Genomic DNA, 25454 nt, shown 5'->3' on the forward strand with positions numbered 1-25454 from the left:
CTAGGACAGACAGGGATCCTGAGGGCGCACACTGTGGTGTGTGACCTCCATGTCGGGGATGTCCTCTTCGGGAGGGATATCGGTAGCATTCACATGGGAACGCCCCAGAACGTGCAGGGCGGGGTCTACTGAGTTCAGCAGGTTCTTATCCAGATGCAGTGTGCGGACCACCCGAAGAAGCGTGTCCAGCTTCACGCCCGGTTCTCCGGATTCGAGCCGACGCAGTGCCGGCACGGAGACCCCCGCTTGGTCGGCCAGTGACTTCTGCGAAAGTTCCAACACGATCCGCCACGTCTTGATGTGGCCGCCCAACTGCTCCATGGTGCGCTCTGGCCGCTGCCTCATCGAGCACCCCCGTGGGCCCGGTGTCCGCGGGATGCACGGTGGCCTCCCAGCAGAGCGAGCCCTCCGGCGCCAAGTGCTATCAGGCTCAGCAGTAACCAGCCAGCAGGCGGAGCTCCGGTCGCGGCCAATCCCTCAGTGTGTGGATCTTCGTCTTCGGCCATCGGCCGCTCCGTGGTACCGGCGCTCTGTGGCGGTGTCGAGGTGGAAGGTGTCGAGGTGGGAGATTGCGAGGCGGAGGGTGCGGAGGACTCCGTCTGCGTGGCTTCAGCCGTGGGAGTCTCCACTGACTGGGTGGGTGCTCTGGAGGGCTCCGACGTCGGATCACCACCCTCAGTGGGTTCCGTCGTGGTCTCCGGGCTCGGCTCGGTGGTGGGTTCCGTGGTGAATGGTGGTGTGCCGTTCTCCTCCACCAGGGTCATGCTCGCCCAGCCGATGGGTTCGCTGTCTGCACTGAGCACCGCCAGCCGGTGTTCGCCCGCCGGGAGCGTGTCGGGGATGTCTACGGTGAATGTCCCTTCACTGTCTGTGAAGTGCCATCCAAGGAACACCGGCTCGGAATGGGCGAAGGCCGCAACCCATTGCTCAGCATGCTGGTCCCCCAATTCCACGGTCACTGTGCGTCCATCAAGGTCCACGGCAAAGCGATCGCCGGGAATCTCCTCCAGCTCCTCGGGGGTCAAGGCCGTAGGAGTGCTGGTCGGTTCCTCCCGTGGCGACGAGCTGTCTGTGGGCTCGGCGGTGGCACTCTCTGTGGGCTCCTCAGTAGGCTCACCCGGATCGCTGGGCGCGGAGCCAGTGGGGTCGAGCTCTGTCGGTTCCTCAGTCGGTTCGACAGTGGGTGAAGCGGTTTCTGTGACCTCGTCAGACGGCTGTTCCGAGGGCTGTTCGGTCTCAGTCGGTTCAGCGGTCGGTGTCTGCCCGGGGTCTGTGGTGGGCCCATCCGTGGGGCTCTGGCTCGGTTCCTCACTGGGGCCGCTGGTCGGGTCAGAGGTCGGCTCCTCGCTCGGTTCCGGTATTGGTTCGGTGGTGGGGTCCTGCGTCGGCTCCGTGCTGGGTTGTTCCGTGGGCACGGGCTCCTCAGTGGGGGCCGGCTCCTCGGTGGGCGTGGGCTCCTCGGTGGGCTCTGGTTCTTCCTCGGCAGGGACCTCAACGGTCAGCCGTGCCGGGTCAGAAGCCACCTCGCCGAGGTCGTTTTCGGCCACTGCTCGGAACTGCGCCCCGTGCTCCTGGCGGGTCGCTTCCACGCTGAGGTGAGTACCCTCGACGTTCTCGACGACGACCCACTCCTCATCGCGCAGGATCTCCCAGCGGATCTCGGCGTCTGGTTCGGAGCGAATCTCCACGTCGAACTCGGCGGTCTCGCCTTCTGCGACCTCAGCGTCTTCGGGGTGGCGGAGGAACTCCGGGGCGTATTCCACGACCACCGCGGCCGGTTCACTCAAGACACGACCTTCGTCATTGGTCAGTACGGCACGGTACTGCGTACCGTTGTCTTCCCTGCTGGGCGTGATCGTCAGTTCGGTGGCGGTTTCGCCGTCGAGATCTTCCCACTCCTCGCCGTTGACGTGTTGCCACTGCACCTGGGGAACAGGATTGCCTCGCCCGCTCACCGAGAGCAGGACGGGGAAGCCGGCCTCGGTGACGACGTCTTGGGGTTGACGTGTGATCTGTGGCGCGTACGTGACCGCCACATTTGCGGTGTCCGAGTGTCGGCTGCCGTGGGAGTTTTCGGCCACGGCACGGAACTGGGCACCGTGGTCTTCCCATGTGACCTCGTATTCGAGGTTCTCCCCCGCAGCGTCCTCGATGCTCTGCCAATTGCCACCCCGGTTGACTTCCCAGGTGATCTCGGCCTCCGGCTGAGCCTCCACTGCGGTACTCAGCTGCAGGGTCTCACCCTCACCTAACGTGGCGTCTTCCGGGTGGGTGGTGAATTCGGGACGGAACTCGTAGTGCAACGTTGCCGGCTCAGTGGATGTTGATCCCCGGGAGTTGCTGAAGACGGCACGGTACTGGGTGCCGTTGAGTTCACGCTGTGGTTCCACCACGAGCCGCTCGGCGGTTTCGTCCTCGAGGTCTTCCCACTGGCCCCCCTCCAGGCGTTGCTGCCACTGGACCGAGGCCTCTGGATGCCCGTACCCGCGAGCGGTGAATTCAACCGGCAAAGAGGTACTCACCGTCTGCGATTCCGGATCCTCCACTACAACCGGCGTTCCATAGACCGTCACGCTGCGGGAAGGTTCGGTGGTCCCGTTCCTCGTTTCGACGGCGACGTCGTGCGGTACCCCGGTTTCGGCCCCTTCCGGCACCACAAACACCAGTTCCGTTCCGTTGCTTACCCGCTCGACCGGTGTCAGTCGACGGTCGCCGAAGAGCACAGTGCTGTCCTCGGTGAAGCCCCGCCCGGTGAGCCGGACTCGTTCGCCTCCGGAGCGTTCGGTATGGGAGATGTCGGTGATGACCGGCGCCTGCTGCTCCGGGGCGAGGATATTGAGGTAGCCGTACTCTGCTTCGAAGAAGGTCACCCGCTCGCCGGACTCACTGCCACCGGAGCCCTGACGCACCGTCACGCTGTTCCTGTCGCCCCGGTAGCGCAACTGCAGATCTGCGCTCACACGGAACGCACTGGCTTCGACGGCCCCCTCAGAGACGTTGTTCCGGCCCGGTTCGACCGTCACCCATAGGTCTGCGTAGTTCGTATCGGCACCTTCCATCGTGGAGTAACCGGATTGTTGATCGGCCCAGATCACCCCGTTCCACAGGTGACCGTTGTTGATCTGATCGCGTGTGACCCGGAGGTGAAACTCCTGGGGCTGGGCGATTCGTCCGTTCTGCAGCTGCACAGTCTGTCCCAGCGCCTGCATGGCGGAGATCGTGGTCTCCTCCGAGGTCGTGCCGTCCGCATTCGCGCGGGCTTCGATCTCATAGGAATCCACCGTCACGATGGGGTCTGAGCCGAAGAGCGCCTGCCAGTAGGGGTCCAGCTCGATCTCGATCCGGTCCCTGCTCATCCCCCGGCCGATATGCGCGTCGTACTCACGGTCCAGTTCGACCCGGACATTCCCGGCCGCGTTGATGAAATCTGAGCCGTATCCGCCGGCGTCAAGATCGGGATACTGTCGGTCCGCGAGATAGACGGCGTTGCGCGTAGTGCCACTCGGGCCGATACCTTCGTTGTTCCAGCCGTCGAGGAGCCGGGGAAAATTCCACCGGGTGAGCGTGTTCGAACTGTCGTTACGCTCGGTGATGCCGATGGAATAGTCGTTCAGCACCCGTCCCAGCAGCTCCATGTCTTCGTTGTGCGGTGCCAGCCCAGGGTCACTGAAGGGGGTCACCTGCAGCTGACTGCTGTCCGACTGGTCTGCGATGCGCACAGAGACTGTGGCAGCCCCACTAGCAGTCCCTGCCGGTAGCCGGAACGTGAGATTCTGCCCCGTGCCGTCGACATCGACCTGGTACCAGGGGATCGTGAAGGTCTCGTCATCGGCGTCAGTGACCACCACAGTGGTCTCATTCGCCCGGAAACCCTGACCGCTGACGCGTACTTCGGAATCGGGGAACGCCTGACTGGGCTCGAGTCCGGTCACTCGCACGGGGACGGTCTCGGCTCCGGTCACCCGCAGGGCACCTGCACTGCGGGTGTCTCCGGCACTGGCCACGGTGACGGTGTAAGTACCGCCGGGGACACCGTCAGGGACAGTGAATGTGGTGCTGGTGCCGTCTGAGGACGTCTCCGCCTGCACCTGAGTGCCACCCAGGCTCACATCGGTCAGCCCCTGAGCCATCCCAAGACCGGTGATGGTGACCTCATCCCCGGGCTCTGCCTCCTCAGCAGAGAGCGCCAAGTCGTGAAGTTCCATCGGCTCGGGGGCTGCCACGTTCTGCACACCGGCGACGACGACGTCGAGCACCTGGTCATCAGCCCACACATCGCCGCTGCCCAGGCTCAGCTGAAGCCGGACTTCGGCATCCAGACGCATTTCGGCCTGGATGCTCAAGCCACCTGAGGCCGGTGTGGCCACTGTCATCGTGAAGTCGGCCTCGAGGCTACCCCGCCGCACCAGGGAGCTGTAGTCGCTAATGTCGGATTCCCGTACCCCCAGGCTGCGCATGACGTCCCGGACATTGGTGCTGTGCACCTGGTGGGTGCGGCTCACCGGCTCCGGGAGGCGCCCTTGGTCGAGCTGGATCTGTTCGCCAAAGACTTCCAGCCCTTCGACCCGGGTCTCAATGTCGATGTCCCCGGTGACACTGGCTGTGGTCTCAGTGCGGATGGCCTCGGCCCGCAGCACCTCGTCCTGCCCGAGCACTGCCCCCACTCGAGAATTCAGTTCGTCGACATCCAAGGCGAAGTCCAGGACTTCAGTGCTCTGGAAAAGTCCGGCGGGGGTGCGCTCAATGCGGTCGGAGCCTCCACTGATGCTCATCCCGCGCCCCGGTTCGTCCTTGGGACTGCGGTCTTCACCGTCTAAGAGGACACCCTCGACGTCGCCTGCGGGCAGATCCTGGTGCACTTCACCGTTGCCGGTGTGGTCTCCGGAGGGTGCGGTCAATCCGCCCAGGGAGTAGTCACCGTAGTCACCGAGGGGTTCGGGGAAATCAAGCAATCCGCTGAGTTGGCCACCGAGGCTGCCGTGGGCGGTGATCGGGGTGAGCTCGCCGACCACCGGTTGGGTGTGCATCTGACCGCCCTGAACCGCCGAGGCGGGAGCAGGTGTCGGTGAGGGGTGAAGATCGGTGAAAAACACGGCGGCCAGCATCATCACAGCCAGCGCACCACCGGTGATCTTCTTGCTACGGTTCAGCGATCTCTCGGCCAGGGCGAGTCTCATGGAATGTCCTTCAGCGAACCAGAAAGAGGGTCAAGATCAGGTCTCATGGGGAAGGGAGGCCCGGGACGGGTGTGGTCTGTGGGGACCGTCCCGGGCCTCCCAGCTAGGTGGTGTGAGCCGGTGATGTCACCGGCTCACACCAGGGGCGTCTGCGCCTCAGTGACGGTGCGCAGCGTGGCGGCGACGGCGGCTGAGGACCACCAGTAATCCGCCGACTAGCAGGATCGTCAGCGCTGCCAGGGAGACCCAGACTCCCTGCGCACCAGTGACGGCCAGTCCACCGTCCTTCTGTGAGGAACCATCCGCGGAGGGGGTTTCCTCGTCCTCGGTGGTATCTGGTTCATCCGCCGGCCCGGTCCCGTCCTCGGTGGGCTCCTCGGTGGACGTACCCGTCGGCTCCTCAGTGGGCTCTCCGGTGGGATCGGTGGTGGCGTCCGGGTCCTCATCATCGGTGGCGACCACAGAAACCGCGGTCCAGCCGATGATCTCCCCGTCGGTGTCGTAGACCGCCAGACGGTGGTCACCGGCAGGTACGTCCGAGGGCACGGAGTAGGTCACCGTTCCCTCAGAGGTCACTGTTTCGGTGCCGAGGATGACTGGGTCGGAGAAGAGCACACCGGTGGCCTCCTGATCGGCGAATTCTTCACCGACCACCACGGTGGCTTCACCGCCCGGGGTGATCTCACCGGAGCCGAGCATCTCGATGAGGTCCTCAAGCTCCTCGTCCAGGTCCTCAGTGGAGGGGTTGAACCCTGCCGGAGTGCTCGGTGAATCGGTCGGGTCCGTTGTCGGATCGCTGGTGGGGTCACCCGTTGGATCCTGGGTCGGATCGTCGGTGGGATCTGAGGTCGGTGACGCGGTGGGGTCACCGGTGGGATCCTCGCTCGGATCACCGGTCGGGTCCTCTGTCGGTTCCCCTGTGGGGTCCTCGGTGGGATCCGGGGTGGGATCCTCACTTGGGTCACCGGTCGGGTCTTCAGTCGGTTCCCCTGTCGGGTCCGGTGTGGGCTCCTCGCTGGGGTCCTCCTCGCCGCCATCTTCGGTGGTGCAGTCCGCCGGCAGCGCCTCAGCCGTGTTGGCTGCGTACTTTTCACCGTTACCACTGGAGCACATAACGAACGAGTCCACGAGGTTGTGGTCGACGTCGTAGGTTTCGTGGACCAGGGTGTTGCCGTCCACGTTCACCCGCTGATAAACGGAGGTGTCCTGCAGCGCCTGCATCCGGCGGGCGCCCCAGTTCTCCCAGGTCTCGGCGGAGCCGAGGGTGTAGTACTTGGGTCCGACCACGGAGACCACGTAGTTGGGACCGTCGTTGAGGCCGGTGGACTGGTCGATCTCGTGGTTGATGGAGTAGCCGCGACCGTAGGTGTGGTCGTGACCCTGCAGGACGAGGTCCACTCCGGCGTTCTCGAAGGCAGTCGCCCAGGAGGCGCGGATGTGCTCATTGTCCCGTCCGGAGGACATGGAGTACACCGGGTGGTGGAACAGCGCCGCGGTCCATTCACCGGGGGCCTCAGCGACGATGTCCTCCACCCAGCGGGCCTGGAAGTCCAGCCAGATCTCCACAGCGTTGAGGTTGCTGTCGGCGCAGCCGTACTGTTCGACGACGTCGTTGGCCGGGAGCATTTCGCGCCAGCCTTCGACAGTGTTGGAGTTAAGCACGATGAACCGCACACCTTGATAGTCGGTGTAGAACACGGTGTCCTTCATCAGGTCGGACATGTGCTCCTGATACATGTAGGTGCACTCGTCGACGTCGTCATAAGGCTGCGGACCATTACCCGGCTGGGTGTAGCTCTCCCGCCAGATGGGACCCAGGAACGCCGCGTGGTATTCGTGGTTACCGGCGGTGATGACGTGATTCATCTCGGCGTAGAAGTCCTCGTCGATGCCGAACCACTCGGCCCATTCGTAATCGTTATCGGCGTAGTTGATCTGGTCGCCGGCGTGCAGCACCAGTTCCGCGTTCGGGGAACCTTCAATGGCGCGGCGCACATTGGGTCCACCGTGTTCGGTGATGTCGTTCTGGACGTCACCGAGCCACAGGAATTCGAAAGCGTCGTGGGAGTCGCTGGCGGTGGTGAAGCTGTACCAGCCACTGAAGTTCTCACCGCCGTCACCCACCCGGTATTCGTAGGTCGTGTTCGGGCTCAGACCCTCCAGGGTGGCGCTGTGGGAGCGGCTGTCGTAGTCGCCTTCCTCGTAGCTGTGCGCGGTGAAGATCTCCCCGGTCGTGGCTTCGATCTCTTCGACGGTGTCCCCGGAGCGCAACTGAACAACACCGTTGGCGATCTCAGGTGCGGTGCGCCAGGTGATGAACTGGGATGTGGCGGGATCCTCCGTGGTGGTGAGGATGACCCGGTCCGGGGTCTCACTGGGCAACCCGGTGAAGTCTTCCGGGGCCTCTTCACCCGGGTCGGGGTCCGGGGTTCCGGGTTCCTCCGGGTCCTGGCTCTCACCGGGGGCCGGTAGTTCGGCCTCGTTCTGGGCGGCGGCGGCCAGCCCCACGGTGACCGTAGAGAGCACCTGCCGGCCCTCGGTGCTCATGTCAGCTTCTTCCAGCAGCATGGCATCGGCTCCGGAGAGGCGCAGTTCGATCTCGACCTCAACACCGATCTCGAATTCGATGGCGGCCTGGGCGAGGTCGTCCTCGGCACTGACCGGGGTGGAGGCGATGACGTCGACCGTACCGGTCATCGAACCGGAGAGGTTACTCGGGTCGTCGATGTAGTCGGCGATGTCGTCGGTCACACTGGCGGCCTGGAGGATCTCGTCGATATCGGTAAGCTCGTTGCTGAGTTCACGCTGCACCGGCTCCTCGAGCCGACCATCCACCAGGTTCACGGTCTCGCCCATCAGTTCGAGCGTCTCAATCTCCACGCCGGCGTCGAGACCGTCGGTGCCTGCCGCTGCGGAGGTCTCGTTGGTGGTCATGCGGATGAGTTCCAACTCGGGGTCTCCGAGCAGATGACCGATCATGCCGTCGTCGTCGAAGGTGTAGTGGTCCACCACCAGCGACTCGAGGTGGTGCTCAGCAGTTAGCACGCCCTCTTCCGTCCGCTCGATCTGGGAGTTCACCTCACCGAAGCGCACCCCGTTGTGGCGGGCGCTGCCGGCGTCACGCTGGTATGTCTCCACTCCGGGTTCGGCGGGAGCATCCAGTGTGGGCAGGTGGAATTCGCCGTCGCGGATGAGACGGGCACCGTCGCCGAGCTCAGCGTTGACCAGTCCGGCCATGGCACCGCCGCGGGCCTCGCCGTAACCTTCGATCCGGTTGATGTCGACCCGCAGCGGGGAGACCAAGCCGTCAAGGGGGAGGTCGGCGTCCTCGTCACCGGGTTGTTCACCACTCCCGGCAGGCGCAACAGCGGAGACCTGAGCCACAGAAGCCTCCAGGTACGGTTGGTCCACCTCAAGGTAGGCGTACCCCATGGCGCCACCGATGGTGTCCAGTTCGACGTCGATGAAGACATCGAGCAGCACCTCGACTCCGCCGTTCTCACCGGGAGAGACAGTCACCGTCAACGCGGCGTCGACCTCAGCGCGGTCGATGAGCGGAGCGTATGTGTCGACGTCGTCCTGATCGACACCCAGGCCCGGGAGCAGTTCCACGACGTTGTCCGTCTGGAATTCCGTGGTGCGGGTGACCGGTTCTTCGAGGGCCCCGCCGGTGAGTTCCACAGTGTCCCCCAGGATCACCAGATCCTCCACTGTGGTCTCTGTGGAGACTTCACCGTCAGCGGCGTCGACGGCGGTGGACACTTCCCCGATGCTCACAGCCGTGTCGACATTGAGCAGACCCGCGGCCTCTTCGCTGAGTTCATCCACCAGGATGGTGAAGTCCTGCACCGTGGACTCAGCGGTGATGGACTCCCCGGTGCGGGTTATGGACTCCTGGCCACCGCTGATAGTGATGCCCTCGGGGGTGTCCCGCGGAGAGTCATCCCGGTAGCGGAAGGTCTCACCGGGCACGGCCCCGGCCGGCAGCGACTGATCCACAGTGTCGTTCTCGGTGGGAGAGTCGATCCCCTCCAGACCGAAGGTGCCGTAGTGGGTCATCCCATAGGGCAGCTCGCCGCCGAAGGCGGCATTTAAGAGCAGGCCTCCGGCGTCACCGTCAGCGAGCAGCGTGTGCAGTTCGGCGCTGACCGGTGTGGTGGTCGCACTGCCGGTTTCCTCTTCGGCCCCCGCAGCAGTAGCAGGGAACGGAGCAATGAGCATGCTCAAGCCCAGAGAGGCTGCGGCAGCGCAGGCGCCTGATCGGCCCCGGCGATATCGTGATGTCTCAGACACGAGTGTGTCTCCTCTTCAGTGGTGGGTTCTTCATTTCAGGGGTGGGGTACAGCGGTCAGGTGGATTCAGGGGGGTCTTCGGCAGCAGCAGCGCGGGAGCGACGCGCGGCAAGGATCAGCATCCCTCCCCAGGCCAGCAGCGCCAGTGCCACGAGCCCCAGGGCCGTGGTCTCGGCACCGGTCACGGCCAACCCCTGGGACGGCTTGGGAGAGGCGGGGGCGGTTTCGGGATCGCCTGATGAGGTCTCACCCTCGGGGTGTGAGGCTTCCGAGGGCTCCCCCGTGGGCGTGGTGGTCGGCTCTGCCGTGGAGTCCTGTGTGGGCTCGGAGCTTGGGTCTTCTGACGGGTCCGGGCTCGGTGCACTGGAAGGTGCGTCTGAAGGCTCGGAGCTCGGCTCCTGAGGCGGTTCCGTGGTGTCAATCGGTTCGGTGGTGTCAGTCGGTTCCGTGGTGGGTTCTGGGTCCGGTTCCGATGTCGGGTCAGAAGGGGTGGGGTCGTCAGTTGGCTGATCCTCGAGGCTGAGAACTGCCATGCCGAGGGGTTCACCCTGTGCATCCAGGATCACCAGACGGTGCTCACCGGTGGGGAGATCCGTGGGGAGTTCCACGGTGAGGCGGCCCTGGGCGTCGGTCTGGTGCCAGCCCAGGAACACCGGGTCGGAGTGAATGAAGGCGGCGACCCAGCCGGTGGCGTGCTGTTCGCCGAGGTCTGCGGTGACTCGGCGGTCTTCCACGTCCGTGGCGATGGGCTCCAGTTGGTCGATTTCCTCGCTGCTCAGCGGAGCCGGGGTGCTGGTTGGCTGCTCGGTGGGTTCGGCGGGGTCTTCCGTGGGCGTGGACGTCGGCGTCGGTTCCCCAGTGGGTTCGGCCGTCGGCTCTTCGGTCGGCTCCGGTGTGGGTTCTGTGGTGGGGGTGTCCGTGGGGTTCTCTGAGGGCTCCACTGGTTCGGTGGGGTCCTCGGTTGGCTCATCGGTAGCGGTTGGCTCATCGGTGGGAGGTCCGGTGGAGGTCGGTTCGGGGGTGGGTTCATCCGCCGGGGGTGTCGACGGGTCGGAGGGTTCCTCTGAGGGCTCCTCCGATGGGTCCGCTGTGGGTCCTGCTGTGGGAGTCTCCGTCGGGGCAGCAGTGGGGTCTTCGGTGGGCTCCTGTGTGGGTTCCTCGCTCGGCGCCGGGGTGGTCGGCTCCTCTGTGGGTGGCAGTTCCACGGTGAGGGTCGCTGGATCCGTGGCGACCTCGGCAATGGGGCTGATGTAGAGGACACGGAACTGGGCGCCGTCGTCGTCAACCTCCGGATCCACGGTGTAGTGGTTGCCGGTAGCGCCCTCGATGTTGTGCCACTGCCCGTCGATCAGCCGCTGCCACTGGGGGCGCGGGGCAGGGTGACCGTCTGCGGCCGCGGTGAAGGAGACGGCTTCTCCGACCCCTGCCGTCTGGTCCTGCGGATGGGCGGTGACTTCCGGCTGGCTGGTCACAGTGATGGTTCGGTCCACACTGCTCTGCCCCGCTGCGGTGCGGACACCGACCACATAGGTGCCCGGTGACACATCCTCAGGGGTGGTGAAGCGCAGTTCCGTGCCGTTGTCCACAATCGTCTCGGGAGTGATCTCTCGGTCATCGAAGAGGACCACGGTCTCAGCGGTGAAACCACGGCCAGTGAGAGTGATCTCGTCGCCGGCGTCAATGAGGTTCGGTGCGGCTGCCGTGACGGCGGAGACAACGGGCTCAGGCGCCTGGGCCGTGGCGACGGCGACGTCCTGGGTGAAGAAGTTGACCCGTTCGCCGTTATCGCTGTAGCCAGAACCGTGGCGACGAATACCCTGAGTCCACAGAACCTCTGGGCCTTCGCCACGGTAGCGGTAGCGGAGATCCCCCACCAGGCGGAAGGCTCCTGCGGAGGCGGCGTCGTCGTCCTCGGTGACGGCCAGCGGCTCTACCCGGATCCACAGGTGAATGAGGTTGCGGTCGTCCTGGGTCATAATGTCGTAGCCCTCATGGGCCGCGGACCAGAAGGTGCCGTCCATGAGCCGGTGCTGGCGCATGTCGTTGTGGTCGTATTGGAGGCTGAACTCCTGGGCCTCAGTGACCTGCCCGTCGGTGAGGTCCACCGGTTGACCGAAGACGTGCATACCGGCCAGTTCCACCGAGGCTGAGGTCTCCCCGGTGTGGGCGGCAGAGGAGGTGACCTCCAGGGCATCCACGGTGACAGGTGCCTCCACCAGGTGGTCCCAGGGCGCGGGGAGCTCCAGCGTGACGTTCTCCCCGATCACGGTGGACTCGATGCTTTCCAGGTCGCGGGTGACGGTGGTGGTCAGCCCGGCAGCAGCATCGGCAGATGAACCGAATCCGGCCTCATCCGGCGCCGGGACCTTCACGTCGCCGGCGCGGACGGGGCCGGAGGTCGTCCCCGCCGGGTTGTTCAGGCTCGGCCAATCAGGGCTGGTGAGACCGCTGGAGTGGTTTTCCTCCTGGCGCACGGCCTGGGTCGTGGTCTCCAGGGCGAAAGAACCCCCACCACCGGTAGCGGTGATGGGTTCGAGCGTCAGCGCCGTGATATCCACCGGAGCGGAGCCTGTACGGCCAGCGGTCTCGACGCTCACCGTCGCTTCGCCGGTGGCTAGGCCTTCGGGCAGCCGAACGGTGAGAGTCTCCCCGTCCTCGGCGACCGTGACTTCAGCTGCAGGGATCACGGCGATCTCCCCGTCAGCGTCAGTGACGAAGACCGAGGTCTCTCCCGCTAAGAAACCGGCGCCGTGGATCGTGACCTCGGACCCGTCGGCAGCGGTGCGCGGCCTGACCGAGGTGACCTCGAAGTCATCGCGGACCACCTGCAGGTCACCGACAGCCACCTCAGCATCCGCGGCCACGACGGTGACCGGGTGCTCACCGGAGGGGAGACCGTCGGGAACCTCAAAGACGAGGGAGCGTCCGTCCTCGGCAACCTCTGCCTCGGCCTCGACACCGCCGACATAGACCGCGGTCACCCGGGGAGCCAGCCCCTCTCCGGTGACGGTGACCTCTTGGCCCACTCCTGCTTCGGTGGACTCAAGTTCCAGGGTGTGCGGCACCATGGGCTGCGGTGACTCAGCAGCCACACCTGCGACTGTCACCTCAAGCACGGCACCTTCGGACCCCGCCTGAGCACTACCCAGGAGGCCTGCACTGACCTGAAGGCTGATGTCGAGATCCGCGCCGATCTGCAGCCCCCCGGCCTCGGGCGTGTCGGCTGTCACGGTGAACGTGGCGTGGATCGTGCCACTGCTGATGAGCCCGGCGTACTCCTCGATGTCGCTTTCGCGGACCCCGAGGCTACGCATCAGTTCCGGGATGTCGTTGCTCTCAATCGTGGTTTCCCGGCTGACCGGCTCTTCGAGCCGACCGTCCTCGAGGGTGATGTCTTCTCCGAGGAGACGCAGTCCGCTGACGGTGGTGCTGACCTCTACTTCATCCCACACCGCAGCGAAGGCTTCCGTGCGCACCTGGTCGGCGTAGGCGACTTCGTCGTGGCCCAGCACTGCCCCAATGCGCTCATTGACTTCAGCAACATTGAGTTCGAAACCCTCAACCTGGCTCACCGCGCGCAACCCAGCGGGGGTGCGAATAATGCTTTCGTGGCCCCCGTCGATATTCAGTCCACGGCCGGGGTCTTCATCGACTGTCCCGTCCTCAGCATCAGTGATGACACCGTCCACCGGGCCGACTGGGAGCTCCTGTTCAGCACTGCCGTGACCGTTCTCATCGCCGGTGGGTGCGCTGAGCCCCGGGAGCTGGTAATCCCCCTCATCCCCGAGAATCTGTGGGAAGTCAATAAGGGTGTTGACGATGCCGCTGGCCGAACCCTCGGCGATGATCGGGTGCAGCGTCCCGTCCACGGGATGGGTCTGCACCTGCCCGCCGAGGGAAGCATGCGCAGGCTGACCAGGGCCCATGCCGATTCCGGTGAGCACCAGCAGTGCGGTCAGCGCGACGGCGGCGAACCTGCCTGGCTGGTGGCGCGGCTGAAGTGCACGCGCCGATGCACGGCTTTTATTCACCATGGGCCCCTTGGTCAAGACGAAGTACGAGTGACTTCGTTGACTCAAGCAACTAAAAGTTACTTACAGTTAGCCTCAGGATGAATACAGCCAAGGTTACGGAGAACGTCCACGTTCACCCGGCACACTCAGGATGTTCAGTTGCATCACAGCTTGATAACAGCGTTTGCCGAGATGAGCCGTGGGTTCAGTCACATATCAAGCGCGTTGCCGAACACCTACTGAACCGTTCCAGAAACTCACACGGTGTTTCAGCCCCGGTTCTGGCCGCCGTTGGAGCCGCGCTGCTGGATGACTTCGCGCGCCACGACCGCGCCTCCGGCCACGGCGACGGCACCGACGGCGGCGATCGCGCCGGCACTCCATTTCGCCACAGTCTTCATCGTGTCCCCGAGGTACCGCTTGTTCTCCGTGTCCTTCTCATACGACTTATCAGCGGCCTTGAGCATCAGCTCCAACAGGTGGTCCCGGCGCTCCGGGGTGAGGTCATCGCGTTCAAGCTCCTTGTCAATCCTGTGCTGGACCCGCTCGAACGTCGCGTATACCCGCTCCTGGCTGCGGTCATTGGAGGCGTTGGCATCGGAGACCGTCGCTTTGAGATGTTCAGAGGTCTCGACGACGAGTTCCTTGAAATGCGGAATCGTCCCCAGCGCATTGCGGGCGGTCTCCGGGTCGATGTCCCCGAGCGCACGGGCCTCACCCAGACGCAGCAACTGCTCGGGACCGACATCACCCCATGAGTCCACGCCGAGCTCGGTCTTGAGTTCCTCCAGGTTTTTCTCCTGGATGTCCTCGTTGTCCCGGCCGTCTTGACCGGGGTTGTTTTTGCCGGTGCTGGTGTTCGGGTCCTGTCCGCTGGTCGCCTCACGCATGCTGCCGCCTCTCCACGTCCTGGGTACGTGCCTTCGATGCTAATCGGAGGGCCGGACATCACCGTGAGTATGACGTCCCTCTCTCACGGGTGACCAGCGGCCAGCACAGCTCTGCAGAGCATACGAAAGCCCCGGGCCACGCGGTGAGCGCCCCGGGGCTTTCGTAGTCGAAGAGGGAGGGTTTAGGCCTCGATCTCAGCGGGCTCTTCGGCCGCCTCGAGCTGGTCGGCAGGCATCTTCCAGTCGAACGTGAGCTCGCGGTCCTCACCTTCACCGGTGAGGCCGATGCTGATCTCAGCCCCCTGGGGGATGTCCCCGTAGAGGATCCGCTCGGAGAGCTGATCTTCGATGAGCTGCTGAATCGTCCGGCGCAGTGGACGGGCACCCATCGTGGGGTCGTAGCCCTTCTCCGCCAGGAATTCCTTGGCCTCGGTGGAGACCTCCAGTGTCATGCTCTGTTCAGCCAACCGGGACTGCAGTCGCTTGACGAACAGGTCCACGATCCGGACGATCTCGTGCTGCTCCAGCTGCGGGAACACGATGGTGTCATCCACACGGTTGAGGAATTCGGGGCGGAAGTGCTGGCGCAGTTCCTGATTGACCTTGCCCTTCATCCGCTCGTAGTTGGTGGTGGTATCAGTCGACGAGGTGAACCCGGTCATCACACCCTTGGAGATGTCCTTGGTCCCCAGGTTGGTGGTCATGATGATGACTGTGTTCTTGAAGTCGACCACCCGCCCCTGGGAGTCGGTCAGGCGACCGTCTTCGAGGATCTGCAGCAGGGAGTTGAACAAGTCGGCGTGGGCTTTCTCCACCTCGTCAAAGAGGACCACGGAGAACGGACGACGCCGGACCTTCTCCGTCAGCTGGCCACCCTCCTCATAGCCCACATACCCCGGAGGGGCACCAAAGAGCCGGGAGACGGTGTGCTTCTCACTGAACTCGGACATATCCAGGGTGATGAGCGCATCTTCATCTCCGAAGAGGAACTCGGCCAGCGCCTTGGCCAGCTCGGTCTTCCCGACACCGGTGGGCCCGGCGAAGATAAACGAGCCGGAGGGGCGGTTGGGGTCCTTCAAGCCGGCACGGGTGCGGCGAATCGCCCGGGAGAGGGATTTGACCGCTTCATCCTGGCCAATGACGCGCTTGTGCAGTTCCTCCTCCATCCGCTTGAGCCGGTCGGATTCCTGCTCAGTGAGCTTGAAGACCGGAATACCGGTGGAGAAGGCCAGGACTTCAGCGATGAGGTCAGCGTCAACCTCGGCGATCTCATCCATGGACCCGGACTTCCAGGCCTCTTCCTTCTCATTGCGCTCCTCGACGAGCTTCTGCTCTTTGTCGCGCAGCGCGGCGGCACCTTCGAAGTCCTGGGCGTCAATAGCGGCTTCCTTCTCCCGCCGGACTTCCTCAATCTTCGCGTCGTATTCCTTCAGCTCCGGCGGAGCCGTCATCTTCTGGATGCGCAGCCGGGCACCGGCCTCATCGATGAGGTCGATGGCCTTATCCGGCAGGAACCGGTCATTGATGTACCGGTGAGCCAGGTTCGCCGCGGCCTCGAGAGCCTCCTCGGTGATGGAGACCTTGTGGTGGGCCTCGTAGCGGTCCCGCAGTCCGCGCAGGATCTGCACCGTGGTCTCCACGGAGGGCTCTTCCACCTGGATGGGCTGGAAACGCCGCTCCAGAGCGGCATCCTTCTCAATGTGCTTGCGGTACTCATCCAGGGTGGTGGCACCAATGGTCTGCAGTTCACCGCGGGCCAGCATGGGTTTGAGGATATTGGCGGCGTCGATGGCTCCTTCGGCGGCACCGGCACCGACCAGGGTGTGGATTTCGTCGATGAACAGGATGATGTCCCCACGGGTGCGGATCTCCTTGAGCACCTTCTTCAGGCGTTCCTCGAAGTCACCGCGGTAGCGGGAACCGGCCACCAGGGACCCCAGATCCAGGGTGTAGAGCTGTTTGTCCCGCAGGATCTCCGGCACATCCCCGTTGACGATGGCCTGGGCGAGGCCTTCGACCACAGCGGTCTTGCCCACCCCGGGTTCACCGATGAGCACCGGGTTGTTCTTGGTCCGGCGGGAGAGCACCTGCATGACCCGTTCGCGCTCGTAGTCACGACCCACCACGGGGTCCAGCTGAGCTTCTCGGGCGGCAGCAGTGAGGTTGCGGCCGAACTGGTCCAGCACCACTGAACCGGCGGGGGTGCCCTCGGAGGAGCCACCCTGCCCGACGCCGGCACCAGCCTTCTGCTGCTCCCCGCCTCCACCGGAGTATCCAGAAAGCAGCTGAATGACCTGCTGGCGAACCTTGTTGAGGTCGGCGTTCATCTCTACCAGCACCTGGGCGGCAACACCTTCACCCTCACGAATGAGACCGAGCAGGATGTGCTCAGTGCCGATGTAGTTGTGTCCCAGCTGCAAGGCTTCGCGCAGGGAGAGTTCGAGCACCTTTTTGGCACGGGGGGTGAAGGGGATGTGCCCGCTGGGAGCATTCTGCCCAGGGCCGATCTTCTCCTGCACTTTCTCCCGCACGCCACCTAAGGAGATATCCAGAGACTCCAGGGCTTTGGCGGCCACACCCTCGCCTTCGTGGATGAGGCCCAGCAGGATGTGCTCAGTGCCGATGTAGTTGTGATTGAGCATGCGGGCCTCTTCTTGGGCCAGCACCACTACCCGCCTCGCGCGGTCGGTAAAACGCTCGAACATAGCCAACAAACACTCCTCGATGTCGCTCTGAGTCTCAAGACTACGGCCAGCCGACGACGTCGTACTCCCCTGTTCGCCACAGGGAAAAGTCCCCGATACGCGAAACACCCCGGGCAACCGCACTGCACACAGCGGCACCCGGGGTATTTCATCCCCTCACACCAGAAAAAATGTGCGAAGGGTCACATCAATTTCCTCAGCGCTTCTTCGCGTTGCGGTAGGCCTCAACAATGTCGCGGTGCAGGCGACCGCGCTTGGCCACCTGGTAGCCATTGGCGATGGCCCACTCGCGGATCTGCTTGGCCTCATTCTGCGGGGTCGGCGGGGCAATCGGCCGGCCCTTGCGCACAAACTTACGCAGAGCGTCCCGCAATTCCTTGGCGTTCTCCTCATTGAGGTCGATCTCGTAGAACCGGGAGTCGAGACCGAAAGTCACAGTCTCTTTGGCCGGGGAACCGTCGAGATCGTCGACGAGAACCTCTTCAACCTTCTTCGCCATTTTTCAAGCACCTCACTGTTTAGACATGGCCCGGAAACCCACCCCGTACACACTGATCTCCGGCATTTTGCTGATGGTCAGTCCCGCGAGCAAGAAGCTGCGGCAACGAGCTCAGTGTTTCAAGAAACAGGAAACGGCGTCAACTCGAACTATTTCAGGAAAAATTCAGCTTCATTTGCCATCACGTTCAGTGGGTTCTTCCTGTTCAACGGGCTGTTCTGACAGTTCTTCACGCACCTGCGCTTCAGTAGTTCGTTCGTACCTGTCTGCCCGAAAAATCGATCGAATAGCGAACCAAAACACCAGCCCCACACCGATCGAGGGGGCCAGGACTTCAAAGTAGGTCCAGAAAGTGTCCATCGGTACCCTCAGCCTTCCTGCGCCTCGGGCTTCAACAGCGGGAAGAGGATCGTTTCCCGGATCCCGGCACCGGTGAAGAGCATCACCAATCGGTCGATCCCCAATCCGATCCCACCCATCGGCGGGGCCCCGTACTCCAGGGCGCGGAGGAAGTCCTCGTCATACTGCATGGCCTCATCATCCCCGGCAGCAGCCTTGCGGGACTGTTCCACCAGCCGTTCACGCTGAACCACCGGGTCGATGAGCTCACTGAATGCCGTGCCGCGCTCCATGCCGCCGATAATGAGGTCCCAGGCCTCAATCACCCCGGGCTTATCCCTGTGGGGGCGGGCCAGTGGCTGAGCCGCCGGCGGGTAGTCACAGACGAATGTTGGTTGGATCAGCGTGGGCTCGACGATCTCTCCGAACAGTTCCATCACCAGCTTCTGGGCATCCCAGTCAGCTGCGACGTCGACGTCGTGTTCTGCAGCAATCCTGCGGAGCGTCTGCGCGTCGGTCTCGACGGTGATGTCCTCCCCCACGGCCTCAGAGAGGCCCGGATACACCGAGACCCATGCCCACTCACCGTCGAGGTTGATCGTGCCCTCGGCGGTGTCGATCTGGCGGCCAGCACCCACGGCGTCAGCGGCGTTGAGGACCATCTGCTGCATCCGCTCGGCCATGACATACATATCCGCCCAGGCTTCATAGGATTCCAGTGTGGTGAATTCTGGAGAATGCGTAGAATCCACGCCCTCATTCCGAAAAACCCGGCCTATCTCATAGACCCGGTCAATACCCCCGACGACGGCGCGCTTGAGGTAGAGCTCGGTGGCGATCCGCAGGGTCATGTCCTGGTCAAAGGCATTGAGGTGCGTGCGGAAAGGCCGCGCCTGGGCTCCCCCGTGCACCAGCTGAAGAATAGGTGTTTCTACCTCCACATAATCCAGGGAGTGGAGGGTGTCACGGATGGCTCGGGTCACCGCGGCGCGGGTGTAGACCATCTGACGCGCTTCATCGCGGACAATGAGGTCGGCATAGCGCTGCCGGACCCGGGTCTCCTCATTGAGGTCAGCGTGCAGCACCGGCAACGGGCGTAGGGCCTTGGAGGCGACGGTAAACGAGCTGGCCATCACGCTGAGCTCTCCGCGCCGGGAGGTGATGACCTCACCGGTGACTTGGACGTGGTCGCCGAGGTCTACCAGTGCCTTCCAGTCCGCCAGGGCCTCTTCTCCAACTTCGGCCAGGGAGAGCATGGCCTGCAGCCGGGTGCCGCGACCTTCCGGTCCGCCTTCCTGCAGCGTGGCGAAGCACAGCTTGCCGGTATTGCGGATGAACATGACCCGCCCGGTCACCGAGACGGTCTCCCCCGTGGAGGCGCCGGGTTCCAGGTCAGGAAAACGGGCGCGGACCTCCGCCAGGGAGCTGGTGCGTTCCACGCTCACCGGGTAGGGGTCAACCCCCTTATCGAACAGCCGGGCCCGCTTATCCATGCGGACGGCACGCTGGTCAGTGGTGTCGATCTCGGTGGAAGGGCTCTGTGCAGTCACCCCCCTATCCTACGGTCTTCTACACCCCGTAGAACACGTGTGGGGTGTAGCTGACACCACAGGCGGCGCCCACACGCCTTACCAAATAGTGACGCGTTGGTCCGGGTCCAGCCACATCCCGTCTCCGGGTGCGGTGCCGAAGGCCTCGTGGAAGGCGTCCACGTTCTTCACCGGCTGGGTGGCCCGGAACTCGGCCGGAGCATGCGGGTCAATACTCAGCAGGGTCTTGGCCCGCTCAGGGCGTGTCTTGTTCCGCCAGATCTGCGCCCAGGAGTAGAAGAACCGCTGATCGCCGGTGAGGCCCTCAGCGACGTCGTCGTCCTTGTCTTCTGGGCCCTCGACCTGCGCGATGGCCACACCCTGATTCTTCGCCGCCAGCCACAGTTTGTACGCCTGGTAGGCGATGCCCACTCCGCCTAAGTCACCGATGTTCTCTCCCAAGGTGAGTTCACCGTTGACAGTGAGCTCGTCCTCAAGCACGGAGGGGGAAAGCTCGTTGTACTGCTCGACGAGACTGCCCGTGCGTTCTTCGAAAGCCGCCCGATCCTCCTCGGTCCACCAGTTCGTCAGGGACCCGTCAGCACCGTAGCGGGAGCCCTGGTCGTCGAAACCGTGGCCGATCTCGTGCCCGATCACCGCACCAATGGCCCCGAAGTTCTGAGCCATGTCCCGTTCGGCGGTGAAGAACGGATCCTGCAGGATGGCCGCAGGGAAGCAGATGACGCTCTCCAGCGGGGAGTAGTAGGCGTTGACCGTCTGCGGAGTCATGTGCCATTCGTCCGGGTCCGGGCCGTCGTCGAGCTTCTTGATGTCCCGTTCCCAGGCGGCCACACTGGCCCGGGTGACGTTGCCGACGACGTCGTCTGCGGCGACGTGGACGGTGGAGTAGTCGATCCATTTCACCGGGTAGCCGATCATCGGCCGCAGGGCGTGCAGTTTCTCCAGCGCCTTGCTGCGGGTTTCCTCTCCCATCCAGGGCAGGTGGGAGATGGAGCGGCGGTAGGCTTCCACCAGCGCGGCGATGAGTTCGTCCATGGCAGCGCGGGCCTCCGGCGGGTAGTGGCGGGCCACATAGATCTGGGCCACGTCTTCACCGAGGTGTGCGTTGGTCAGGGCCACACCGCGTTTCCACCGCTCTTTGAGCTGTGTGGCCCCACCGAGGGTCTTGGTGTAGAACTCGAAGTGTTCGGTGACCAGGTCACTGTGCAGCAGCGGTGCGAAGGAAGAGAGCACACGGGCCGCCAGCCAGCGCTTCCAGGTGCCGAGGCTCTCCTCAGTCAGCGCGGCGTGGAAGGCTGGCAGCACATCGGGCTGGCCGATGACGATCTCTGCGGCCTGGTCCTCGGTCAATCCCCAGCCGCTGATCGCCTCGGGCAGCAGCGGGAAGAGTTTCTCCGCCTCAGCCCGGGAGGTCAGGTTGTACCGCTTCTGCGCGTCCCGGGTGGCGACCCGGTCCCAGTGGGCCGCGGCCAGGCGCTTCTCGAGGGCGAGGATGTCTTCGGCGGAGCTGGCGGCGTCGCCGTATCCGGCGGCACTGAGCACCCGGGTGAGGTAGTACTGGTACTTCTGCCTGATCTCCGCGTAGGTGTCTTCACGGTAGTAGGCCTCATCGGGAAGACCGAGCCCACCTTGCATGATGTGCCAGAGCATCCGGGTGGGGTCGCCGGCGTCGCGCATCGCCCCGGCCTGCAGCAGCCCGTCCACGCCTTCGCGTTGCCAGGTGGCACTGTGCCGGATGAGTTCCTCCGGGCTGCGGATCAGCTCGATGGCCTCGAGGTATGGCGTCACCGGGGTGAGCTTGAGCTCCTCGGCCTGCTGGGCGTCCATGAACGCGGAGTAGAAGGTGCCGATCCGGGTTCGCAGCTGGTCGTCTTCCCCGGTGGAGGGGTTCTGTGCGGCCTCAGCGCACTCTTCCAGGATGGCGCGCACATCAGCCTCAGCTTTGTCCCGCAGTTCGAGGAAGCTGCCATAGGCGTCGAGATCGTCGGGGATCTGCGCGGTGGCCAGCCACTTGCCGTTGACGTGCCGGTTGAGATCGTCCTGGGCGCGGACGGTGTCGTCGATGTACGGGAAGGATGCGGTGGCGGTCATCGGTGACTGCACTCCTTTGGACAGATAGGTCGTGACGGGCTCACTAGCGGGAAGCCTACAGGGGCGGTGTTACAGCAAGATTGTCGATCAGCCGGACGGGGCCGACCCTGGCGGCCACCAGCGCGAGCGCCGGGCCGGTCAGGGGGGTGTGAGGCTCCGGCAGTTCGGCCAGGGTGTGGGGGTCGACGACGACGAGGTAGTCCAGGTCCACACCCTCGGTGCGGTCTAGCTCGGCTCGGAGGCGTTGAAGCGGCAGGGGGTCACCTGCCGCGGCAGCCTCCCGGAGGGTGAACAGTGCGCGCGGGAGGGCTAAGGCCGCCTGGTAGTCGGCCCGACTGAGTCGCTGGTTCCGGCTGGAAAGGGCCAGCCCGTTCTCGTCGCGGACAATCGGCACTGAGCGGATTCTCACCGGCAGGTTGAAGTCAGCCACCAGCCGGCGGATGATCGCCACCTGTTCAGCGTCCTTTTCCCCGAACCACGCTTCTACTTGCGGGGCTGTGCCGCTGGGCATCACCGCTCCGGGCTGTGGGGTGGCGATGGTGAAGAGTTTGGTGACCACCGTGGCCACACCGTCGAAGTGTCCAGGCCGAGAAGCACCTTCCCACCGCCGTCCGAGCTCTCCGGTGGTGACCCGCACCAGGGGGCCATGGGGGTAGTCGGGGTACATCTCCTCCACCGGCGGGGCGAACACCAGGTCGACGCCGTGTTCGGTGAGGAAGTCGAGATCGGTGGTGAGCTGCCGGGGGTAGGCGCGATAGTCGGCGTCGTCGTCGAATTGCAGCGGGTTGACGAAGACCGAGGCGATCACCACCTGCGCGTTCTGCCGTGCGGCACGAAGCAGCGCCCCGTGACCGGAGTGCAGCGCCCCCATCGTGGGGACGAAGCCGACGACGCCGGCCCCTTGGGGGGCAGCCTCAGTTGACTGGGCGAGCGCCTCGGTCAGAGCGACCCGGAACTCGGCGATGCTGCGGTGGACTGTGGTCACCCCAGAAGCTTAGGCATCCGGGGGCCACTGAGGCGAATAACAGCTGCGAACAACCCGTTGGTGCCGGTCAGCCGGTCATCTGCGCTCTGGGGCAGCTATGTTCCGCCTCAGCTATGTTCCGGGTCGGCGGTGGCGAGTAGATCGAGGATGTCAGCGGCGGTGGTTTCGCTGATGCGCCCGGCGGCCACCGCCCGTTGGGCCGTGGCTCGGGCCATGGCGAGATAGGCGGTGCGGATATCGGCGGGCAGGTCTAGCTGCAGGTGTTCACGGAGAGTCCCGATGTCTCCACGGGCCACCGGGCCGGTCAGTGCGGCCGCACCGGAGGAGAGGGCATTGTCCAGGGAGGCCTGCATCAGGGGGCCGAGCACCCGGGCGGGGTCCTGGATCCCGGCGGATTCGAGTAATTCCGTGGACTGCGCGGTCAGGGTATTGACGTGATTGGCCGCATGCGCCAGCGCCGCGTGGTACCGGCCGCGGTGCTCTTCGGCGACGATGACCGGTTCAGCACCCATCTCCACGGTGAGCGCCTGGGCCACGGGCAGCACCTCCTCCTCCGCGGTGACGGCACACGCGCAGGCGGTCAGCCGCTGCAGATCCAGACTCAGGCCGGTGAAGGTCATCGCCGGGTGGATGGCCAGGACCACCGCCCCGGCATCACGGGCAGGCTGCAGCACACCGGTGCCGTACCGGCCGGAGGTGTGGATGACCAGATGCCCGGGTTGGAAGTGCCCCGCGGCGGCCAACCCGGAGACGAGCTCTTCGAGACTGTCATCGGGGACGGCGAGCAGCACCAGTTCACACCGGCGGAGGATCTCTGGGATCTGCACCAGCGGCACCCCGGGTAGGAGGTTTTCGGCCCGTTCCTGGGAGGCGGTGGAGACCGCATGGGCGGCGACGATACGGTGCCCGGCCTTGGCCAGCGCGGCACCCAGGACCGCGCCCACTCGCCCGGCGGAGATGATGCCAACACCGAGCCGTCCCTCCCGTTGGGCTCCCGGCAGATCGGAGGCGTAGGGGTCGATGCGGGTGTTCACCGTTGCTCCCGCTGCCGCAATGCTCCCTGAACTGGGGGCTGTGCGGGTGAGTCGGCGGCACTGATTCCGGTGCCGGTGGGGATGTCCTGGGTCTTGCGGACTTCCTCGACCATCTTTTCGAATTCAGCGAGCTCTTCGGGGAGCATCCACTGGTTGCGGTCGGTGAGCCGGCGGGCGACCGCGGCGTGATCGGCCAGCCGGGCGAAGAGTTCCCGTATGGCCTCGACGTCCTGGTTCTTCACCCGGGTGTTCACGGGACCGGACGGCAGGTGCACCCAACAGGTGGCGATCCGGGTCATCCGGGCGAAGGGCCCCTGGTGGATCGACAGTGACTGGATCCGTTCGTGGGGCACCATAGATAGTCGCCGAGTGGTGAACCCGTCGCGGATCATCAGCACACTCGGGGTGACGAAGAACCCACGACGCCGGGCCACCAGTGGGTCGAAGACCCGCGCCCGGGACGGCACTCGGGTGAAGCCCAGGTCCGTATCGCGGCCGGTGAGCCCGTGGGTGAACTGCTCCTCCGGGTTGGGGATCTTCAGGTCAGGGAACATCTCTGCGGCGATGGCCATGACATCGGATCGGGTGCCCACCGGCAGCAATTGGCTGCGGGCATCGAGCCCGTAACCAGCCACGGTGACCGTCATCCTGAACCATCCGAAGGGCCGCCAGAACAACGGTTGGGAGACCTCCACCGCTTGGACCCGCCCGGGAGGGACGGTCTGGGTGTTGGTGGTGGTCAGTCCGTAGCGCAGCCGCAGCCCGGCTTCGGTCATCGTCGCGGTGAACCCGTAGGAGTTGTTGATCTGGCTCCACACCCCGAAGGCCAGACCGATGGCCACCGGAACCAGGAAAGGTGCCAGGCCCAGGCTGGCGAGGAAGATACTGAGCACATCGGTGGTGTCGGTTTCACTGTCGGTGAGAGCAACGATCGTCACGGTGATCGTGGCGATGACGATCAGAACCACCGTGATCCCGACGATGCCCATGATGAGCGGGCCTAGGATGATCGACCCCAGGAGTCGGCCGGTGGGAACTTTGGCAATGAACCGCTCCGGTTGCGGCGTCACCGCCGGGGATTCTCCAGCCGCCGGGGCAGCAGCCCCGGCGGTACCCGGCAGCTGTCCGGTGCCCGGTGGTGCTCCGGGTGTGGGGTAAGTCCCCGGGGCGTGGGCTGGCGGCGGATGGCCGGCCTCTTCCGGTGCCGGGGGGCTCTGCGGCGACCACTCGTGCCCGGGGGGATGACCGGGTGTGGTGGTGCCGGCGTCGTCGGCGGTGTACTGACGGCGGCCAGCGGCGCGGTCCATGATCTCCCCACGCAACTGTTCGGCCTCCCACCGGCGCAGGAAAGACAGGGTGACTGCGGTGCCGTCGCCTTCGGCGACCTCGAACTTCAGCTCAGCGAGCCCGGTGATCCGTGCCAGCAGCGGTTGGCGGAGATCCACAGCCTGGACCCGGTCGATGCGGGCCTGGCGGTGTTGGCGGAAGAGCACCCCGGATTTCACCATGACGTGCTCTTCGGTGACCTTGTACCGGGTGAACCACCAGGAGAGGAACGCTCCGGCGAAGATCAGCGTGGCGATGAGCAACACGATGCCGCTGCCGATGATGTACAGCTCCGGGTTGCGGCGGGCGTCCTCGATGACCTCCCCGGTGCGTACGGCGTGGAAGATATCGACCCACAGCTCCCAGTTGTAACCGAGCACCACCGCGGGAATACCGATAAACGTTAACCACCCTTGGACGATGGGGCTCAGCGGGTGTACCCGCGTCCAGGTGGGGTCGAACCAGCGTTCACCGTCCTGGGGCTGCTGCGGGGGCGGTTCGGTGGGCTCCTCGGGCTCCTCGCCCGGTTGCGGAGCATACGGGTTGTGCACGC

13 protein-coding genes are annotated in these 25454 nt (G+C 64.7%); all 13 read right to left on the reverse strand.

What is annotated here, in order from left to right:
* Positions 1-345 (reverse strand): helix-turn-helix domain-containing protein, encoded by a 345-nt coding sequence (locus tag H578_RS15665; RefSeq protein WP_084710129.1) that lies wholly within the window; start codon positions 343-345, stop codon positions 1-3.
* Entirely contained in the window at positions 342-5177 is a 4836-nt protein-coding gene (locus tag H578_RS0108940; protein ID WP_022873348.1) for an IPT/TIG domain-containing protein, read from the reverse strand. Before H578_RS0108940 ends, H578_RS15665 begins: the two co-directional genes overlap by 4 nt.
* A 156-nt stretch (positions 5178-5333) precedes the next feature.
* Complete coding sequence (locus tag H578_RS16695) at positions 5334-9470, reverse strand: fibronectin type III domain-containing protein (protein WP_156837278.1); 4137 nt, start codon at positions 9468-9470, stop codon at positions 5334-5336.
* 55 nt (positions 9471-9525) lie between these two features.
* Positions 9526-13503 carry an IPT/TIG domain-containing protein gene (locus H578_RS16700; protein ID WP_022873350.1) on the reverse strand — a complete coding sequence of 1326 codons (3978 nt, stop codon included), beginning with the start codon at positions 13501-13503 and terminating at the stop codon, positions 9526-9528.
* A 248-nt stretch (positions 13504-13751) separates the two neighbouring features.
* Positions 13752-14372: a hypothetical protein gene (locus tag H578_RS14380; protein WP_022873351.1), complete on the reverse strand. Its 621-nt coding sequence runs from the start codon at positions 14370-14372 to the stop codon at positions 13752-13754.
* Between the two features lie 182 nt (positions 14373-14554).
* A complete protein-coding gene (locus H578_RS0108970) occupies positions 14555-17077 on the reverse strand; it encodes an ATP-dependent Clp protease ATP-binding subunit (RefSeq protein WP_022873352.1) in 2523 nt (840 codons plus the stop codon).
* A 196-nt stretch (positions 17078-17273) separates the two neighbouring features.
* Positions 17274-17576: a histone-like nucleoid-structuring protein Lsr2 gene (locus H578_RS0108975; RefSeq protein WP_022873353.1), complete on the reverse strand. Its 303-nt coding sequence runs from the start codon at positions 17574-17576 to the stop codon at positions 17274-17276.
* A 171-nt stretch (positions 17577-17747) separates the two neighbouring features.
* Entirely contained in the window at positions 17748-17936 is a 189-nt protein-coding gene (locus H578_RS0108980; protein ID WP_022873354.1) for a hypothetical protein, read from the reverse strand.
* Between the two features lie 8 nt (positions 17937-17944).
* Complete coding sequence (gene lysS, locus H578_RS0108985) at positions 17945-19465, reverse strand: lysine--tRNA ligase (protein ID WP_022873355.1); 1521 nt, start codon at positions 19463-19465, stop codon at positions 17945-17947.
* A 78-nt stretch (positions 19466-19543) separates the two neighbouring features.
* The gene (locus tag H578_RS0108990) at positions 19544-21556 is read right to left on the reverse strand and encodes a M13 family metallopeptidase (RefSeq protein ID WP_022873356.1); all 2013 of its coding nucleotides are present in this window, start codon (positions 21554-21556) and stop codon (positions 19544-19546) included.
* Between the two features lie 55 nt (positions 21557-21611).
* On the reverse strand, positions 21612-22541 hold the full coding sequence (panC, locus tag H578_RS0108995; protein ID WP_022873357.1) for a pantoate--beta-alanine ligase: 930 nt from the start codon (positions 22539-22541) through the stop codon (positions 21612-21614).
* A 107-nt stretch (positions 22542-22648) separates the two neighbouring features.
* Positions 22649-23575: a Rossmann-like and DUF2520 domain-containing protein gene (locus tag H578_RS0109000; RefSeq protein WP_022873358.1), complete on the reverse strand. Its 927-nt coding sequence runs from the start codon at positions 23573-23575 to the stop codon at positions 22649-22651.
* Positions 23572-25452, reverse strand: a complete 1881-nt coding sequence (locus H578_RS14385; protein ID WP_022873359.1) for a PH domain-containing protein — start codon at positions 25450-25452, stop codon at positions 23572-23574. The genes H578_RS0109000 and H578_RS14385 overlap by 4 nt, the downstream gene beginning before the upstream one ends.
* Between the last annotated feature and the right edge of the window lie 2 nt (positions 25453-25454).

It is taken from the genome of Nesterenkonia alba DSM 19423, from assembly GCF_000421745.1.
Taxonomy (GTDB): Bacteria; Actinomycetota; Actinomycetes; order Actinomycetales; family Micrococcaceae; genus Nesterenkonia; species Nesterenkonia alba.

Coding starts and splice junctions, on each gene's coding strand:
- H578_RS0108940 (WP_022873348.1), bottom strand. CDS start 5,177: ATGAGACTCGCCCTGGCCGAGAGATCGCTGAACCGTAGCAAGAAGATC.
- H578_RS14380 (WP_022873351.1), bottom strand. CDS start 14,372: ATGCGTGAGGCGACCAGCGGACAGGACCCGAACACCAGCACCGGCAAA.
- H578_RS16700 (WP_022873350.1), bottom strand. CDS start 13,503: ATGGTGAATAAAAGCCGTGCATCGGCGCGTGCACTTCAGCCGCGCCAC.
- H578_RS15665 (WP_084710129.1), bottom strand. CDS start 345: ATGAGGCAGCGGCCAGAGCGCACCATGGAGCAGTTGGGCGGCCACATC.
- H578_RS0108970 (WP_022873352.1), bottom strand. CDS start 17,077: ATGTTCGAGCGTTTTACCGACCGCGCGAGGCGGGTAGTGGTGCTGGCC.
- H578_RS0108990 (WP_022873356.1), bottom strand. CDS start 21,556: ATGACCGCCACCGCATCCTTCCCGTACATCGACGACACCGTCCGCGCC.
- H578_RS0108975 (WP_022873353.1), bottom strand. CDS start 17,576: ATGGCGAAGAAGGTTGAAGAGGTTCTCGTCGACGATCTCGACGGTTCC.
- H578_RS0108980 (WP_022873354.1), bottom strand. CDS start 17,936: ATGGACACTTTCTGGACCTACTTTGAAGTCCTGGCCCCCTCGATCGGT.